Consider the following 16,485-nt stretch of genomic DNA (forward strand, 5'->3'; position numbering starts at 1 on the left):
GCTGGCCCTCAAGACCGCCGCAAGGCACCAGGTGTGCCTGCGGCGTCCCCCATGACCCGCTCAATCGTCGGTTTTGCGGCGCCCCACCAGTTTCATCACCACCACAAAGAACACTGGCACGAAGATCACCGCCAGGGTCGCGGTGATCATGCCGCCGATCACCCCGGTGCCGATGGCTTGCTGGCTTGCCGAGCTGGCGCCGGTGGCGATGGCCAGGGGCACCACGCCGAGGATAAACGCCAGGGAGGTCATGACAATCGGCCGCAGCCGCAGGCGCGCCGCTTGCACCGTGGCATCCACCAGGTCGTGGCCTTCGTCGTACAGGCTCTTGGCGAACTCGATGATCAGGATCGCGTTCTTCGCCGACAGGCCAATGATGGTGATCAGCCCGACCTTGAAGAACACATCGTTGGGCATGCCGCGCAAGGACACCGCCAACACCGCGCCCAGCACCCCCAGTGGCACCACCAGCAGCACCGACGTCGGGATCGACCAGCTTTCATACAGCGCCGCCAGGCACAGGAACACGATCAACAGCGACAGCCCCAGGAGCATCGGCGCCTGGCTGCCCGACAGGCGTTCCTGCAGCGACAGCCCGGTCCACTCTTGGCCCAGCCCGGTCGGCAGTTGCGCCACCAGGCGCTGTACTTCGGCCATGGCTTCGCCGGTGCTGTGGCCCGGGGCCGGTTCGCCGGAAATGCTGATCGCCGGGTAGCCGTTGTAGCGGGTCAGCTGCGCCGGGCCCTGGACCCAGTGCGCGCGGACGAAGGCCGACAGCGGCACCATCTTCCCGGCGTTGTTGCGCACGTGGATCTTCATCAGGTCGGCAACCTGGCTGCGCTGATCGCCTTCGGCCTGGACCACCACCCGCTGCATGCGGCCCTGGTTGGGGAAGTCATTGATATAGGCCGAACCAATGGCCGTGGACAGCACGTTGCCGATATCGGCAAAGGAAATGCCCAGGGCGTTGGCCTGCTTGCGGTCCACCTCCAATTGCACCTGAGGCGCTTCGGCCAGGGCGCTTTCGCGGACGTTGGTCAGGATCGGGCTTTTTTCCGCCGCCGCCAGCAACTCGCTGCGCGCTGCCATCAACGCCGCATGCCCCAGGCCGCCGCGGTCCTGCAAGCGGAACTCGAAGCCGCTGGAGGTGCCCAGGCCGTCGATGGGCGGCGGCAACACGGCGTAGGCCACCGCGTCCTTGATCTCGCTGAGGGCCGCGTTGGCCCGATCGGCAATCGACATCGCCGAATCGTCGCTGCCCCGGGACGACCAGTCCTTGAGGGTGGTAAAGGCCAGCGCCGCGTTCTGCCCGCTGCCGGAGAAGCTGAAGCCAAGGATCACCGTGCTGTCGCCAACCCCGGGTTCACCGGCGTTGTGCGCTTCGATCTGTTCCACCACCTGCACCGTGCGGTTCTTGCTGGCACCGGGTGGCAACTGGATATCGGTGATGGTGTAGCCCTGGTCTTCCACCGGCAGGAACGAGGAGGGCAGGCGGCTGAACAGCAGTCCCAGGCCCACCAGTAGCACGCCATACACCAGCAGGTAGCGTCCGCTGCGTTTCAGCGCGTGCACCACCCAGCTCTGGTAACCCTCGCTCAGGCGTTCAAAGCGGCGGTTGAACCAGCCGAAGAAACCACGTTTTTCGTGGTGCTCGCCCTTGGCCAGGGGCTTGAGCAGGGTCGCGCATAGCGCCGGGGTCAGGGTCAGGGCGAGAAAGGCCGAGAACAGGATCGAGGTCGCCATCGACAGCGAGAACTGCTGATAGATCACCCCCACCGAACCCGGCATGAACGCCATGGGGATAAACACTGCCACCAGCACCAGGGTGATGCCGACAATGGCCCCGGTGATCTGCTGCATGGCCTTGCGCGTGGCCTCCTTGGGCGACAGGCCCTCGTTGGCCATGATCCGTTCGACGTTCTCCACCACCACAATGGCGTCATCCACCAGGATGCCGATGGCCAGCACCATGCCGAACATGGTCAGCACGTTGATCGAGAAACCCAGCAGCAACATGGTGGCAAAGGTGCCCATCAGCGCCACGGGCACTACCAAGGTCGGGATCAGGGTGTAGCGGATGTTCTGCAGGAACAGGAACATCACCGCGAACACCAGCACCATGGCTTCGACCAGGGTGTAGACCACTTTGGTGATCGAGACCTTGACGAAGGGCGAGGTGTCATAGGGGATCTTGTATTCCACACCGGCCGGGAAGTAGCGCGCCAGTTCGTCCATTTTCGCCCGCACCCGGGTCGCGGTGCTCAGGGCATTGGCCCCGGGAGTCAGCTGCACGCTGACCGCAGTCGACGGCTTGCCGTTCAGGCGCGTGGAAAACTGATACTCCTGGCTGCCGATCTCGACCCGTGCCACATCGCCGATGCGCACGGTAGAACCGTCCTGATTGGCCCGCAGCACGATGTCGGCGAACTCTTGGGGCGTCGACAGCTGGCCCTTGACCAGGATCGAGGCGGTGATTTCCTGGGTCGAGCGGGTCGGCAGGTCACCAATGCTGCCGGCCGAGACCTGGGCATTCTGCGCGGCGATGGCGGCGCTGACATCGGCCGGGGTCAGGTTGAAGCCGATCAGTTTCTGCGGGTCGACCCAGATGCGCATCGCCCGTTCGGACCCATAAAGCTGCGCCTTGCCGACGCCATCCAGGCGGCGGATCTCGTTCATCACGTTGCGCGCCAGGTAGTCGCTCAGGGCCACGTCATCCAGGCGTCCGTCGCTGGAGGTCAGGGTGATCAGCAGCAGAAAGCCCGCCGAAACCTTTTCCACCTGCAGGCCTTGCTGGGTCACGGCCTGGGGCAGGCGTGGCTCGACCGCCTTGAGCCGGTTCTGCACGTCGACCTGGGCCATCTCCGGGTTGGTCCCGGGCTGGAAGGTGGCGGTGATGGTGGCGCTGCCGAGACTGCTCTGGGATTCGAAATACAGCAGGTGATCGGCGCCGTTGAGTTCCTGTTCGATCAGGCTGACCACGCTTTCGTCCAGGGTCTGGGCCGAGGCGCCGGGGTAGGTGGCGTAAATTTCCACCTGCGGCGGGGCGACGTTGGGGTATTGCGCCACCGGCAATTGCGGAATGGCCAGGGCACCGGCCAGCAGGATGAACATCGCGACCACCCAGGCGAATACCGGACGGTCGATAAAGAATTGCGGCATGGGGGTTCCTACCTACTGAGCAGCCTGGGCGAGGGGGAGAGGGCTGTCGTCGATCTGTACCTGCTCGCCGGGGCGGGCGTGTTGCAGGCCTTCAACCACAATGCGGTCACCGGGTTTCAAGCCCTGGGTGACGATCCAGCGGTCCTGCTGCACCTGGCCCAGTTGCACCGGGTGCTGGCTGACGCGCAGGTCGCTGTCCACCAGCAGCACCTGGGCGATGCCGGCGCTGTCGCGCAGGATGGCCCGCTGCGGCACGCTGATGCCTTGCTGGTTCACCGCCTGTTCCAGGCGCACCCGGACAAAGCTGCCGGGCAGCAGGTCAAGGTCAGGGTTGGGGAATTCGCTGCGCAGGATAATCTGCCCGGTGCTGGGGTCGACGCTGATATCGGCGAACAACAGCTTGCCCGGCAGCGGGTAGAGGCTGCCGTCGTCCTGGATCAGGGTAGCCTTGGCCTGGTCCTGGCCGACCTGCTGCAACTGCCCGGCACGGAAGGCCCGGCGCAGGTCATTGAGTTCGCGGGTCGACTGGGTCAGGTCGGCATGGATCGGGTCCAGCTGCTGGATCAGCGCCAGGGGCGTGGTTTCGTTCTGCCCGACCAGTGCGCCTTCAGTCACCAGGGCGCGGCCGACGCGGCCGGAAATCGGCGCAGTGACGGTGGCGTAGCCCAGGTTGAGCCGGGCCCGCTGTACCGCCGCCTGATTGGCCGCGACCTCAGCGGCGGTCTGGCGGGCATTGGCCCGGGCGTTGTCGTACTCCTGGCCGCTGATGGCCTGGTCGTCGACCAGTTGGGCGTAGCGCTGTTCCTGCAAGCGTGCCTGGAACGCATTGGCTTCAGCCTTGCGCAGGCTGGCCAGGGCGCTGTCGAGGTCGGCCTTGAACGGCGCCGGGTCGATGCGGAACAGCACCTGGCCCTGCTTGACGTCACTGCCCTCGCGGAAGGTGCGTTGCAGCACCACGCCGGCCACCCGGGCGCGGACCTCGGCGATGCGCGGCGCGGCAATCCGCCCGCTCAGCTCACTGCTGATCGACAGCGGCCGGGCCTCGATGGTTTCAACCCGGACTTTGGCCGCTGGCGGTTGTTGTTCACTGTCGGCGGAAGGGCCACAGGCGCTCAGGGTCACGGCCAGGGCGACCAGGCCAAGTTGCGCAAACAGGTTTTTCGACATGCTGATACCCCAATAATGACCCCGGCATGCTAAGGGCAAGGGTCAAGGGGCGCTGTGAAGCTCTGTAGGTGCTGTGTGAAAAAGTGTGAAGCGGGCACGCGCTGGGGCCCGAGGTTGTATATCCTTTGTGCCCCTCGTGAACTTTCGCCGCATGCTCGTCGGCAATTTCTGGACGTCCCCATGCCCAATATCCTTCTGGTCGAAGACGACACCGCGCTGTCGGAGTTGATCGCCAGCTACCTGGAGCGCAACGGCTACCAGGTCAACGTGATCAGCCGCGGTGACCAGGTGCGCGAACGGGCGCGGGTCAGCCCGCCGGACCTGGTGATTCTCGACCTGATGCTGCCCGGGCTCGACGGCTTGCAGGTGTGTCGCCTGTTGCGCTCCGACTCGGCGACCCTGCCGATCCTGATGCTCACCGCCCGTGACGACAGCCACGACCAGGTGCTGGGCCTGGAAATGGGCGCCGACGACTACGTGACCAAACCGTGCGAACCCCGGGTCCTGCTGGCCCGGGTACGTACCCTGTTGCGCCGCAGCAGCCTCAGCGAACCTCAGAGCGCCAGCGATCGGATCCTGATGGGCAACCTGTGCATCGACCTTTCGGAGCGCAGCGTGACCTGGCGCGAGCAGCCGGTGGAGCTGTCCAGCGGTGAATACAACCTGCTGGTGGTGCTGGCGCGGCATGCCGGCGAAGTCCTGAGCCGCGACCAGATCCTGCAACGCTTGCGCGGCATCGAGTTCAACGGCACCGACCGCTCGGTGGACGTGGCGATTTCCAAGCTGCGGCGCAAATTCGACGACCACGCCGGCGAGGCGCGCAAGATCAAGACCGTATGGGGCAAGGGCTACCTGTTCAGCCGCTCCGAGTGGGAATACTGAGTCCATGCTGCGGATCCTGATCCGGCTGTACCTGATCACCATCGTCACCTTCAGTGCCGCCATCTACCTGATCCCCGACCTGGTGGTCAGGGTGTTTCACGATCGTTTCCTGAATTACAACCTGGACCAGTCCCGGGGCCTGCAAAACCTCATCATCAAGCAGTTTCACGCAGTGCCGGCCGAGCAGTGGCTGAGCCTGGCGGCGCAGATGGACCAGGAGTTCCAGCCGCTGCACGTGGCCCTGGTGCGTATCGATGACCCCGACTTCAGCCTGTATGAGCGCGAGCGCCTGGAGCGCGGGGAAAATGTCGTGCGTGTCGGCGACTGGGGCTGGCGGACCCTGGCGGTGGCGCCGCTGGATGGCCAGCAGGCGGTAAAGCTGGTAGTGCCGCCGGACCCGCTGGACGTCAACCTGCTGTACTGGAGCATCAACGTGCTGATTGGCGCGGCGTTGCTGGCGTGCCTGCTGTTCTGGCTGCGCCCGCACTGGCGCGACCTGGAGCGGCTCAAGCGCACGGCCGAACGCTTCGGCAAGGGCCACCTGGGCGAACGCACGCACATCGCCGCCAGTTCCAACATCGGCAGCCTGGCCCATGTCTTCGACACCATGGCCGGGGATATCGAAAACCTCCTCAACCAGCAACGGGACTTGCTCAATGCGGTGTCCCACGAGCTGCGCACGCCCCTGACCCGGCTCGACTTCGGCCTGGCCCTGGCGCTGTCCGACGACCTGCCGGCGCCGAGCCGCGAGCGCCTGCAGGGCCTGGTGGCCTATATCCGGGAACTGGATGAACTGGTGCTGGAACTGCTGTCCTACAGCCGGCTGCAAAACCCGGCGCGCCTGCCGGAGCAGGTCGAGGTGGCACTGGACGAGTTCATCGACAGCATCCTGGGCAGTGTCGACGATGAGCTGGAATCACCGGACATCGTCATCGATGTGCTGCTCAACGGCTCCCTGGAGCGGTTCACCCTCGACCCGCGCCTGACTGCGCGGGCGATCCAGAACCTCCTGCGCAACGCCACGCGCTATTGCGAGAAGCGCATCCAGATCGGGGTCCAGGTCAGTGCCGAGGGCTGCGAGATCTGGGTCGATGACGATGGCATCGGAATCCCCGAGGCCGAGCGCGAACGGGTGTTCGAACCTTTCTACCGTCTCGACCGCAGCCGCGACCGTGCCACCGGTGGTTTCGGCCTGGGCCTGGCCATCAGCCGGCGGGCCCTGCAAGCCCAGGACGGCACGCTCACCGTCGAGGCCTCGCCGTTGGGCGGAGCGCGTTTTCGCCTGTGGCTGCCCAACCCCTAGGCGGGGTTCCCGGTGCTGGCATCGGGCTGAAACTGACATTTTCTTCATGGGCCGCCAGGGGCGGGCAGGGCTAAGCTGAGCGCCATCGGCGATCCATCAGGAGCAGCGGACCATGAGCGAATCAAAGCCAGCCATTCACCATTCGGCAGCCGACGGCTACAAAGGCGCGGCGGACACCTATGTGCGCGGCCGGCCGGATTACCCGCCGCAACTCGAGCAATGGCTGCGTCACACCCTGGGCCTGGGCCCTGGCCAAGTGGTGCTGGACCTGGGCGCGGGCACCGGCAAGTTTACCGGCCGGCTGCTGGCCACCGGCGCGAAGGTGATCGCGGTGGAACCGGTGGCGCAGATGCGCGCCAAGCTGGCGGCGGCCCATCCTGCGGCCGAGGCGCTGGAAGGCAGCGCCCTGGCAATCCCTCTGGCTGATCAGTCACTGGACGCGCTGGTCTGCGCCCAGGCCTTCCACTGGTTTGCCAGCCGCGAGGCGCTGAACGAGATGCAGCGCGTGCTCAAGCCTGGCGGCCGGCTGGGCCTGGTGTGGAACCTGCGCGATGCCCGGGTGCCGTGGGTCGAGCGCCTGGACAGGATCGTCAACGCCCTGCAGGGCGATACCCCGCGCTACTACACCGGGGCCTGGCGCGCAGCCTTTCCCCATCCTGGCTTTACGCCCTTGCAGGAACAGCACTTCAGTCACGGCCACAGCGGCGCGGTGCAGGACGTGTTGTTCAATCGGGTGCGCTCCACCAGTTTTATCGCAGCCCTGGGTGAGACGGAGCGGGCGCTGATCGATCGCCAGATCCAGGTCCTGATCGACAGCGAGCCTGAGTTGCGAGGCAAGTCGCAGCTCACGGTGCCCTACGAAACCGCGGCCTTTTGCGCGATAAAACGTTGATTCGGCAGGGCGCATAGCGGCCTGGACCGGGCCGCCAGGGCGCTGCCAGTCCCGCTTTTGGCCGATGCGCTGCCTTACTGCGTGGCGGCCGTGCTTGCTATAGTTCGGCCCTCATTTTCTGCCCAGTAAAGGATCACTGCCATGTCCGAATATCAAGCCTTTCGCGTCGAACTTGCCGACAACATCGCCCATGTGCAGATCAACCGCCCGGGAAAGATCAACGCCATGAACGCCGCGTTCTGGAGCGAGATCGTCGACATCTTCCGCTGGATCGACGACACCGACGCCGTGCGCGTGGTGGTGCTCAGCGGCGCCGGCAAGCATTTTTCCTCGGGCATCGACCTGATGATGCTGGCCGGGGTGGCCAACGAACTGGGCAAGGACGTTGGGCGTAACGCCCGTCTGCTGCGGCGCAAGATCCTCAATCTGCAAGCCTCGTTCAATGCCGTGGACAATTGCCGCAAGCCGGTGCTGGCGGCGATCCAGGGTTACTGCCTGGGCGGTGCCATCGACCTGATCGCCGCCTGCGACATGCGCTATGCCGCCGAGGATGCGCAGTTCTCGATCAAGGAAATCGACATCGGCATGGCCGCCGATGTCGGCACTTTGCAACGTTTGCCGCGTATCATCGGCGACGGCATGTTGCGTGAACTGGCTTACACTGGCCGCACCTTCGGTGCCGAGGAAGCGCGCGGCATGGGCCTGGTCAATCGCACCTACAGCGACGCCGCCAGCCTGCTTGACGGGGTGATGGGCATTGCCCGCGAGATCGCCGGCAAGTCGCCGATCGCCATCACCGGCACCAAGGAAATGATCAGCTACATGCGTGACCATCGCATCGACGATGGCCTGGAATACATCGCCACCTGGAACGCCGCCATGCTGCAATCCACTGACTTGCGCGTGGCCATGGCCGCCCATATGAGCAAACAGAAACCCGAATTTCTGGATTGAGTGACTATGACTTCACGCTGGACCACAGCAGTACTGGATATCGACCTCCCCGGCGGCTGGGCCGTGGCCCGCAGCCGGGATGGTTTTCTGTTCGACGACAATGGCGCGCTGTTTCCCCGGGAATGGCTCAAGCGCCAGGACCTGTCGATTCTCACCGAGCACGGCATCGGGCATCTGGATGGCGAGCCGGTGTACCTGCTGGAGCTGAGCCATTCCAGTGAAGTACCGGGCTGCAGCTGGAAAGGCTTGCGGGCATTCATGCTCGAAGGCGACCACACCCTGTACAAGGTCCTGGGTTATGCCGCGCAGATCGGCACCTGGGCCCGCGAGCACCGCTTCTGCGGCAACTGCGGGCAGCCGACGCTTCAAGTACCCCGGGAGCGGGCGATGTACTGCGAGCCCTGCGACTTGCGCAGTTACCCGCGGATTTCGCCGAGCATGATCGTGCTGATTACCCGTGGTGACGACGTGCTGCTGGCGCGCTCGCCGCGTTTTGTGACGGGGGTCTACAGCACCCTGGCCGGTTTCGCCGAGCCGGGGGAGTCGGCGGAGGAATGCCTGATTCGCGAAGTGCGCGAAGAAGTGCAGGTCGAGGTGCAGAACATCCAGTACGTCGGCAGCCAATGCTGGCCGTTTCCCCATTCGATGATGCTGGGCTTTCACGCCGAGTACGCCGGTGGCGAGATCGTGCCCCAGGCCGATGAGATCGAAGACGCGCAGTGGTTCAACATCCGCAACCTGCCGCCATTGCCCGCCTCGCGCTCGATCGCCCGTTACCTGATCGACCTCTATGTCGCCCAGCGCCTGGGCCAACCCGAGCCCATCCTCCCCACCTGAGCAGAGCGCCTGTAGCCGCTGCCGCAGGCTGTGCTGGCCACCCGCGACACACAACACTTCAGGACTAACGCTGGCGCCCACATCGGCCAGCGCAGCCTTGCGCTGGCCATCCGCAACAACGCATCGCTTCAGGAATCACGCAAGCTCGCTCAGCGGCGACAAAGGGCTGTCAGGCGACGCTGAACCAGTGTTGCCAGGCCAGGCGTACGGTCAGGCCCAGGACCACGGTGATGAACACCGGGCGAATGAATTTGGCGCCGCCACTGATGGCGGTGCGAGCACCGAAGAAGGCGCCGACCATCACCGAGAGGCCCATGCACAGGCCGATGATCCAGTCCACCTGCCCGGAAAACACAAACACCGACAACGCCGCGGCGTTGCTGACGAAGTTCATGCTGCGCGCCACACCGCTGGCCTTGACCAGGTCGATGGGGTAGAGCAGCAGGCTGCTGACGGTCCAGAAGGCACCGGTGCCTGGACCTGCAATGCCGTCGTAGAAGCCCAGGCTGAAGCCCTGGGTCGATTGCCATTTCTTCTTGATCGGAGCATCGCTGTCCAGCGGCGCCTTGGGCGTGCCACCAAACAACAGGTACAGGCCGCAGGCAAAAACAATCACCGGCAGCATCTTGTTCAGCCACTCGGCGGGCAGGTAATGGGCGACCACCGCACCCACCAGTCCGCCCACCAGGGTGCCGACGATGGCGTGGGTCCACTGCCGTGGATGGAACAGCTTGCGGCGATAGAAGGTAAAGCTGGCGGTGGCCGAGCCGAAGGTCGAGCTGAGCTTGTTGGTGCCCAGCACCAGGTGGGGCGGCAATCCGGCGGTGAGCAGTGCCGGGGTGGTGAGCAGGCCGCCACCGCCGGCAATGGCGTCGATGAAGCCGGCGATAAAGGCTACGAAGGTGAGAATGGCGAGGGTGGTCAGGTCTACGCTGAGTTCGAAAGGCATGGGTTCGGCTTATTTCGGCGGGAAGCGCAAAGGGGGCTGCGCGAAAGACCGACATATTACCTGCAACCCAGGTCGCCACGCGACCGTGACCGACGCTATTGCACACTGGCCGCAGCCAGGGCCCCTTCGCCAAAGGGACCCGGCTGCAGTGGCCTAGGCCTTCTGCGGCCCGTTGCCGATCTGCCAGACAAAGGGTGGTTCGTTGCCGTTGACCACCCAGTCGCCGATGATCCGCGCCTTGTAGATCACCGGGTTGTGCGAGGACACGGTACGGGCATTGCGCCAATGGCGGTCGAGGGCCTTGCCCTGGCGGATGTCCGACGCCCCCAGAGCGTTGAACAACTGGGTGGTGGCCCGCTGGATCAGTTCGCTGACCACCACCTGGGCGGTGGCCGATTCGATTTCCGCGGCGACATTGGCTTCACGCTCCAGCGCCTCATCCCCGGCAAAGCGTGCCAGGTAGGCACGTTGCGCGGGCTCTGCGGCGCGCACGGCGCTGGCTTCGGCGGCGTACACCCAGGCGGCGACTTCGCCGACCACCTGCTGCACCTGGGGGTCTTCGCTGACCCGCGGCGCATTGCCGTGGCTGTAGATGCGCTTGCGGCTGCGTACTTCATGGGCCACGTCGCGCAGCGCGGCGCGCCCGATCCCGGCCAGGGTGGCCAGCAGCACCAGTTGATAGAAGGCGGTCTGGTACTTGAAGCGGGTGGCGAAGTCGATGACGTTCTCGGCGTCGACCGCGGCATCGCGAAAGCGCGAAGTGCCGCTGCCCGTGGTGCGCTGGCCGAAGCCGTCCCAGTCATCGCTGTGCTCGATGCCCGGTTGGCGCGCACGCACGGCCGCGATTACATCGCCGCCGGTGTCGCTGCGCTGGGCGTAGACGTCGATCCAGTCAGAGAAAATGCTGCCGGTGCTGTAGAACTTCTCGCCATTGAGCTTCCAGGCGTCGCCGTCGGGCGAGACTTTGGTGACCACATCGCCAATCGCCACGTTGCCGATCTCGGTCCAGGCGCAACCGACGAGGTCGCCCTCGACGAAACGCTTGAACCACAGGTCCCGTCCCGGACCCGGGGCGGCGTTGAGGCGGTCCTCGGCAAAGGCGAAGTGCCCGCGCAGGGCCTGCGGCACATTGGAATCGGCTTCAGCCAGCTCGATCAGCAGTTGGAACAGTTGCGGCAGGGACGCGCCACCGCCACCGTACTCCACCGGCACCCGGACTGCGCCGAACCCGGCCTGCTTCAGCCACTGGATCGGTTCATGGGGCAGGCTGCGGTTTTGCTCACGCTGTACCGCGCCGTCGGCGATTTGCTTGAAGATCGGGCGAAAGCGCGCGGCCAGGGCCTCGTAGTCGACGCCAATGGACAGCGGGTTGATTACCTGGTGTTCAGTCATGGGACGGTTCCTTGAATCGGCAGTTGAAGAGCAGGTGTCTGCCCAGACGTTTGCACACTCCATGCCGCAGTTGCAGGCCCCGGTTTTTCTGGGGCTGGCGCTGGCTGTCGGGCTGGTAACTGTTGCTCGGCCAACAGCGCTTCAACAAATCGCTGTCTTTCATGGGAAGTGGCCGGGGTTTGGCGCGGCATCCGTCGGGCCGCGAATGCCCCTCGCAAAACAGCGCCCGATGGCTGTACTCCGCCCGCTGCAGGCCATGCAGCCCGGGCCTGCAGGCGCAGCCCTGGCAACTGGCACGCTTGCTGCTCTGCTAGCCATACCTTCTCTAGTCCCGAGGACAAGCCAATGAGTCAGCAAGCCGTCAAATTTGCCTACTGGGTGCCCAACGTCAGCGGTGGGCTGGTGGTCAGCAAGATCGAACAACGCACCGACTGGGGCATCGACTACAACCGCAAGCTGGCGCAACTGGCCGAAGCCGCCGGCTTTGAATACGCCTTGACCCAGATCCGCTTCACTGCCGGTTACGGTGCCGAGTTCCAGCATGAATCCGTGGCATTCAGCCATGCGCTGCTGGCCGCCACCAGCACGCTCAAAGTGATCGCGGCGATCCTGCCCGGGCCATGGAAGCCGGCGCTGGCGGCCAAGCAATTGGCGACTATCGACCAACTGACCAATGGCCGCATCGCGGTCAACATCGTCAGCGGCTGGTTCAAGGGTGAATTCCAGGCCATCGGCGAGCACTGGCTGGAACACGATGAGCGTTATCGCCGTTCCGAAGAGTTCATCCGCTCGCTGAAGGGCATCTGGTCCCAGGACAACTTCACCTTCAAGGGCGACTTCTACCGGTTCGACAACTACAGCCTCAAGCCCAAGCCCCTGGGCCAGCCGGAGGTCTTTCAGGGCGGCAGTTCACGGGCGGCGCGCGACATGGCGGCGCGGGTGTCGGACTGGTACTTCACCAACGGCAACACGCCGCAGGGGATCAAGGCCCAGGTCGACGACATCCGGGCCAAGGCCGCGCTGAACAACCATTCGGTAAAAGTCGGGGTCAATGCCTTTGTCATTGCCCGGGATACCGAGGAAGAGGCCCGCGCAGTACTGGCGCAGATCATCGACCAGGCCGACCCCGAGGCCGTCAACGCCTTTGGCGATGCGGCAAAGCAGGCCGGCAAGGCCTCACCGGAAGGCGAAGGCAACTGGGCCAAATCCACCTTCGAAGACCTGGTGCAGTACAACGACGGTTTCAAGACCAACCTGATCGGCACCCCGCAGCAGATCGCCGAGCGCATCGTCGAACTCAAGTCGGTGGGGGTGGACCTGGTGCTGGCGGGCTTCCTGCACTTCCAGGAAGAGGTGGAGTACTTCGGCAAGCGGGTGTTGCCACTGGTGCGCGAGCTGGAAGCCAAGGCCGCGGCGCAACGCGAACAGGCCGCCTGATTCGCCGCGCGGGGCCGGCAGCGCCCCGCGCAGGCCTCGGTTACAACCCCAGCTCGCTGAGGCCCGGATGATCGTCCGGGCGCCGGCCCAAAGGCCAGTGGAACAGCCGTTCGCTGGCCTTGATTGGCAGGTCGTTGATGCAGGCGTAACGCTTGGCCATCAGGCCGTGCTCGTCGAACTCCCAGTTTTCATTGCCGTAGGAACGGAACCAGTTGCCGGAGTCGTCATGCCATTCGTAGGCATAGCGCACGGCGATGCGGTTATCGGCAAAGGCCCAGAGCTCCTTGATCAATCGGTAGTCCAGCTCCTTGGCCCATTTGCGGGTCAGGAAGGCCTTGGCCTGGGCGCGGTCATGGATGAACTCGGCGCGGTTGCGCCATTGGGTGTCCAGGGTATAGGCCAGGGACACGCGCTCGGGGTCGCGGGAGTTCCAGCCGTCTTCGGCCAGGCGAACCTTGTGCAGCGCCGACTCGCGGCTGAACGGGGGCAGGGGCGGACGAACTTCTGGGGCAGATGACATCGGGCGTCTCCAGTCATGGTTGCGTGCAGGGAGTGTTTACACCCTTGTCGCGCTGGCGCCAACTGCCGGCCCGCCGCCATGGGTCGTCGGCAGCATCGATAGCGGCCGTGACGACCGCCACAAGACCCGAGCGGTCGCTTGGTGTAAGCTCGTCGGCTCTTTGGATTTCGAGCCACTGCGAGCCCTATGCCGTCGCTTTTCAAACGCTCCCTGCTGCCCAAACTGCGCAGCTTTCCGTTGACCGCCGATGCCGTCACCATTCTTTCCGGCGCCGCCGAGTTCCGCCGCTGCTTGCTGGAACAGATCGCCCAGGCTACCCAGCGCATCTATATCGTCGCGCTGTACCTGCAACAGGACGAAGCCGGGCAGGAAATCATGGATGCCCTGCACGCCGCCAAGGCTGCCCGTCCCGAGCTGGACGTGGTGGTGGTGGTTGATTGGCTCAGGGCCCAGCGCGGCCTGATCGGCGCCGGCAAGCAGCCGGGCAACTCGGCCTGGTATCAGGACATGACCCGTACCCACGCCAGCGAAGTGCCGGTGTACGGGGTGCCGGTGCAAACCCGCGAGCTGTTCGGCGTGTTGCACCTCAAGGGTTTTGTGATAGACGACTGCGTGATCTACAGCGGCGCCAGCCTGAACAACGTCTACCTGCACAAATTCGACAAATACCGTTTCGACCGTTACCACCTGTTGCGCAACCAGGCCCTGGCCGACTCCATGCAGCACCTGGTGCAGCACGGCCTGGTGGCCTCGCGTGCGGTGCATCGCCTGGACCTGCCCGGCCTGCCGACCACCCGCAGCCTGCGCAACGACATCGGCGACCTGCGCAGCCGCCTCAAGCATGCGGCCTATGACACCAGCGCCGGGAGCGTGACCAAGGGTGAATTGTCGGTCAGCCCGTTGCTCGGCGTGGGCAAAAACAACCCGCTGAGCCGGGTGATCTGCGAACTGATCGCCAGCGCCCAGCAGCAGCTGACCATCTGCACCCCGTATTTCAACCTGCCGTTGGCGGTCACCCGCGAGATCAACCGGGCCCTGGCCCGTGGGGTGAAGATCGACATCATCGTCGGCGACAAGACCGCCAACGACTTCTACATCCCGCCGAGCGAGCCGTTCAAGGTCATCGCCGCGCTGCCTTACCTCTACGAGATCAGCCTGCGCCGCTTTGCCAAGCGTCATCAGCGCGCGATCGACAGCGGCCAGCTCAACCTGCACCTGTGGCGCGACGGCGATAACACCTACCACCTCAAGGGCATGTGGATCGACCAGCGCTACACCTTGCTGACTGGCAACAACCTCAATCCGCGGGCCTTCCGTCTTGACCTGGAAAACGCCTTGCTGCTGGACGACCCCAAAGGCGAGCTGCTGGAACCGCGCCGAGTCGAACTGGAGGAAATCTTCCGTCACACCCGGCGCATCGAGCACTTCCAGAACCTGGAAAGCCTGGTCGACTACCCGGCGGCGGTGGGCAAGTTCCTGCGCCGGGTCAGCCGGGTACGGATCGAACGCCTGCTCTATCGCATCCTCTGAACCGGCCGGCGCCCGTGACCACAGCCTTGGGCTGCGGTCACGGGCGCTGCCCGGTCAAGCGGGCCGGGGCGGGATCTTGCTGTCCGGCCACAGGGCCACCAGGATCAGCAGCAGCGCTGCCATCAGGTACGGCAGCCGTGGCTCGACGGCATAGATCAGGGCGCCCGTCAGCGGTCCGATCACCGCCCCGAAACCTTGCGCCGCGCCAATCGAGCCGGCAGTAGCCCCTTGCTCCGACGCCTCCACGGCATTGGCGGCGAGAGCCGAGAACGAGGGGAAGATGCCGCCCATGCCCGCCGCCGCTACAAAATACGCCAGCCACAGGCCCCAGGCGCTGTCCACCAGCATGCTCCCGGCATAACCGCAGGCGGCGATCAGGGCGCCGACGCGGATCATCCGCAACGGCGGCCATTCCAGCTTGCGCACCACCAATTGCGCGCAAATCAGCGCCACCCCGACCATGGCCAGGGCAATGCCGGCGGCTTGCGCAGCGTCGGCCGGGTTCAGGCCGAGACGGTCAAGGGCATAAAAGCTGACGGTGATCTGCGACACCGACACACACAGCATCGCCACGAACGCCACCGCCATTGGCTGGCGCAGGCGTGGATCGGACAGGCGCACCGAACGTGGCGGCTGCTTGAGGTGCAGCTCCTGGCGCGGCAGCTTGAACAGCAGCACCAGGAAGGCGATCAGCGGCAACAGGGCCATGGCATACAGCGGCAGGCTCAGGCTGACCCTGGCCAGCATCGCGGCAAACGCCGGCCCCAGGACCAGGCCCACGGCATTGGCGGCACCCAGGGTGGCCATGGCGCGGGCACGGTGCTCGGGTTCGACGTTATCGGCGATCAGGGCGAAACCGCCCACCGGCACCGCGGCATAAAACACCCCGACCAGACCACGCCCGAGCATCAGCCCGAGAAAGGCCAGCCACATGCTTGGCAGCACCCGCAGGGAGACGTCGATAAACAGGCACAAGGCCCAGTAGGCGAGGGTGAAGCCGGCCGTGCCGACCAACAGCACCCGACGCCGGCCAAAGCGATCGCTGGCCGCGCCCCAGGGCCGGGCCAGAAGCACCCAGATCACCCCGGACACGGTCACGGCGGCGCCGGCCTGCCAGGTGGCCAGTGCCAGCTCGCGCGACAGTGGGCCGACCAGGGAGACGAACGCCATCATCGACATGGTGCAGGCCATGTACGCGATCATCAGTGGGAACAGTTTGAACGGGGTGGCGGTCAGCGGCTGAGTGGTGGTGGCCGTTGAACTGGGCATAAAAAATCATCCATGAGGGGCGGGCGTTTCGCGACCTTATACAAGCAGCGGGCGAAGGCTCAGGGTTATTGGCGCGGCTGATGGTAGCCCGACAGGGCGCGGGCGGGTACAGGCGAGTGTGTGCAGATGCTTGGCAATGGCGCGGGCAAAGCCGCCGCCGCAGGCATGGGCTGCCTGCGCGACAGGGGCCGCAG

Annotated in this window: 13 protein-coding genes; 7 read left to right on the forward strand and 6 right to left on the reverse strand. The window is 65.2% G+C overall.

Annotated elements, in window-relative coordinates:
• Positions 1 to 60: 60 nt before the first annotated feature.
• Positions 61 to 3,159 (reverse strand): efflux RND transporter permease subunit, encoded by a 3,099-nt coding sequence (locus tag MF4836_RS23305; protein ID WP_078472257.1) that lies wholly within the window; start codon positions 3,157 to 3,159, stop codon positions 61 to 63.
• A 12-nt stretch (positions 3,160 to 3,171) separates the two neighbouring features.
• Entirely contained in the window at positions 3,172 to 4,326 is a 1,155-nt protein-coding gene (locus tag MF4836_RS23310) for an efflux RND transporter periplasmic adaptor subunit (RefSeq protein WP_078472258.1), read from the reverse strand.
• A gap of 180 nt (positions 4,327 to 4,506) precedes the next feature.
• Here MF4836_RS23310 and MF4836_RS23315 point away from each other — a divergent pair, with 180 nt between their 5' ends.
• The 5 genes from MF4836_RS23315 to nudC all read left to right on the forward strand — a co-directional run bounded on the left by MF4836_RS23315 (position 4,507) and on the right by nudC (position 9,194).
• On the forward strand, positions 4,507 to 5,208 hold the full coding sequence (locus MF4836_RS23315; protein WP_020298020.1) for a response regulator transcription factor: 702 nt from the start codon (positions 4,507 to 4,509) through the stop codon (positions 5,206 to 5,208).
• Between the two features lie 4 nt (positions 5,209 to 5,212).
• Entirely contained in the window at positions 5,213 to 6,511 is a 1,299-nt protein-coding gene (locus MF4836_RS23320) for an ATP-binding protein (protein ID WP_078472259.1), read from the forward strand.
• A 112-nt stretch (positions 6,512 to 6,623) separates the two neighbouring features.
• On the forward strand, positions 6,624 to 7,403 hold the full coding sequence (locus tag MF4836_RS23325; RefSeq protein WP_078472260.1) for a class I SAM-dependent methyltransferase: 780 nt from the start codon (positions 6,624 to 6,626) through the stop codon (positions 7,401 to 7,403).
• Between the two features lie 141 nt (positions 7,404 to 7,544).
• A complete protein-coding gene (locus MF4836_RS23330; protein ID WP_078472261.1) occupies positions 7,545 to 8,357 on the forward strand; it encodes a crotonase/enoyl-CoA hydratase family protein in 813 nt (270 codons plus the stop codon).
• A gap of 6 nt (positions 8,358 to 8,363) precedes the next feature.
• Positions 8,364 to 9,194: an NAD(+) diphosphatase gene (nudC, locus tag MF4836_RS23335; protein ID WP_078472262.1), complete on the forward strand. Its 831-nt coding sequence runs from the start codon at positions 8,364 to 8,366 to the stop codon at positions 9,192 to 9,194.
• Positions 9,195 to 9,363: 169 nt separating this feature from the next.
• Here nudC and MF4836_RS23340 read toward each other — a convergent pair whose 3' ends face one another.
• Positions 9,364 to 10,143: a TSUP family transporter gene (locus tag MF4836_RS23340; RefSeq protein ID WP_078472263.1), complete on the reverse strand. Its 780-nt coding sequence runs from the start codon at positions 10,141 to 10,143 to the stop codon at positions 9,364 to 9,366.
• Positions 10,144 to 10,296: 153 nt separating this feature from the next.
• A complete protein-coding gene (locus MF4836_RS23345; RefSeq protein WP_078472264.1) occupies positions 10,297 to 11,535 on the reverse strand; it encodes an acyl-CoA dehydrogenase family protein in 1,239 nt (412 codons plus the stop codon).
• A 345-nt stretch (positions 11,536 to 11,880) separates the two neighbouring features.
• On the opposite strand from MF4836_RS23345, the gene sfnG reads away from it, so the two are divergent.
• The gene (sfnG, locus tag MF4836_RS23350; protein ID WP_078472265.1) at positions 11,881 to 12,972 is read left to right on the forward strand and encodes a dimethylsulfone monooxygenase SfnG; all 1,092 of its coding nucleotides are present in this window, start codon (positions 11,881 to 11,883) and stop codon (positions 12,970 to 12,972) included.
• A 40-nt stretch (positions 12,973 to 13,012) separates the two neighbouring features.
• On the opposite strand, the gene MF4836_RS23355 is transcribed toward sfnG, so the two are convergent.
• Positions 13,013 to 13,492, reverse strand: a complete 480-nt coding sequence (locus tag MF4836_RS23355) for a nuclear transport factor 2 family protein (protein ID WP_078472266.1) — start codon at positions 13,490 to 13,492, stop codon at positions 13,013 to 13,015.
• Positions 13,493 to 13,678: 186 nt separating this feature from the next.
• Here MF4836_RS23355 and pssA point away from each other — a divergent pair, with 186 nt between their 5' ends.
• Positions 13,679 to 15,022 carry a CDP-diacylglycerol--serine O-phosphatidyltransferase gene (gene pssA, locus MF4836_RS23360; protein ID WP_078472267.1) on the forward strand — a complete coding sequence of 448 codons (1,344 nt, stop codon included), beginning with the start codon at positions 13,679 to 13,681 and terminating at the stop codon, positions 15,020 to 15,022.
• A 54-nt stretch (positions 15,023 to 15,076) separates the two neighbouring features.
• Here pssA and MF4836_RS23365 read toward each other — a convergent pair whose 3' ends face one another.
• Positions 15,077 to 16,291: an MFS transporter gene (locus MF4836_RS23365; RefSeq protein ID WP_078472268.1), complete on the reverse strand. Its 1,215-nt coding sequence runs from the start codon at positions 16,289 to 16,291 to the stop codon at positions 15,077 to 15,079.
• Positions 16,292 to 16,485: the final 194 nt, after the last annotated feature.

Origin of the sequence: Pseudomonas sp. MF4836 (assembly GCF_002018875.1) — a bacterium.
Classification (GTDB): domain Bacteria; phylum Pseudomonadota; class Gammaproteobacteria; order Pseudomonadales; family Pseudomonadaceae; genus Aquipseudomonas.

Bases quoted from the DNA above. Each gene is read 5' to 3' on its own strand.
- MF4836_RS23305 (WP_078472257.1), bottom strand. From the start codon at position 3,159: ATGCCGCAATTCTTTATCGACCGTCCGGTATTCGCCTGGGTGGTCGCG.
- MF4836_RS23310 (WP_078472258.1), bottom strand. From the start codon at position 4,326: ATGTCGAAAAACCTGTTTGCGCAACTTGGCCTGGTCGCCCTGGCCGTG.
- MF4836_RS23315 (WP_020298020.1), top strand. From the start codon at position 4,507: ATGCCCAATATCCTTCTGGTCGAAGACGACACCGCGCTGTCGGAGTTG.
- MF4836_RS23320 (WP_078472259.1), top strand. From the start codon at position 5,213: ATGCTGCGGATCCTGATCCGGCTGTACCTGATCACCATCGTCACCTTC.
- MF4836_RS23325 (WP_078472260.1), top strand. From the start codon at position 6,624: ATGAGCGAATCAAAGCCAGCCATTCACCATTCGGCAGCCGACGGCTAC.
- MF4836_RS23330 (WP_078472261.1), top strand. From the start codon at position 7,545: ATGTCCGAATATCAAGCCTTTCGCGTCGAACTTGCCGACAACATCGCC.
- nudC (WP_078472262.1), top strand. From the start codon at position 8,364: ATGACTTCACGCTGGACCACAGCAGTACTGGATATCGACCTCCCCGGC.
- MF4836_RS23340 (WP_078472263.1), bottom strand. From the start codon at position 10,143: ATGCCTTTCGAACTCAGCGTAGACCTGACCACCCTCGCCATTCTCACC.
- MF4836_RS23345 (WP_078472264.1), bottom strand. From the start codon at position 11,535: ATGACTGAACACCAGGTAATCAACCCGCTGTCCATTGGCGTCGACTAC.
- sfnG (WP_078472265.1), top strand. From the start codon at position 11,881: ATGAGTCAGCAAGCCGTCAAATTTGCCTACTGGGTGCCCAACGTCAGC.
- MF4836_RS23355 (WP_078472266.1), bottom strand. From the start codon at position 13,492: ATGTCATCTGCCCCAGAAGTTCGTCCGCCCCTGCCCCCGTTCAGCCGC.
- pssA (WP_078472267.1), top strand. From the start codon at position 13,679: ATGCCGTCGCTTTTCAAACGCTCCCTGCTGCCCAAACTGCGCAGCTTT.
- MF4836_RS23365 (WP_078472268.1), bottom strand. From the start codon at position 16,291: ATGCCCAGTTCAACGGCCACCACCACTCAGCCGCTGACCGCCACCCCG.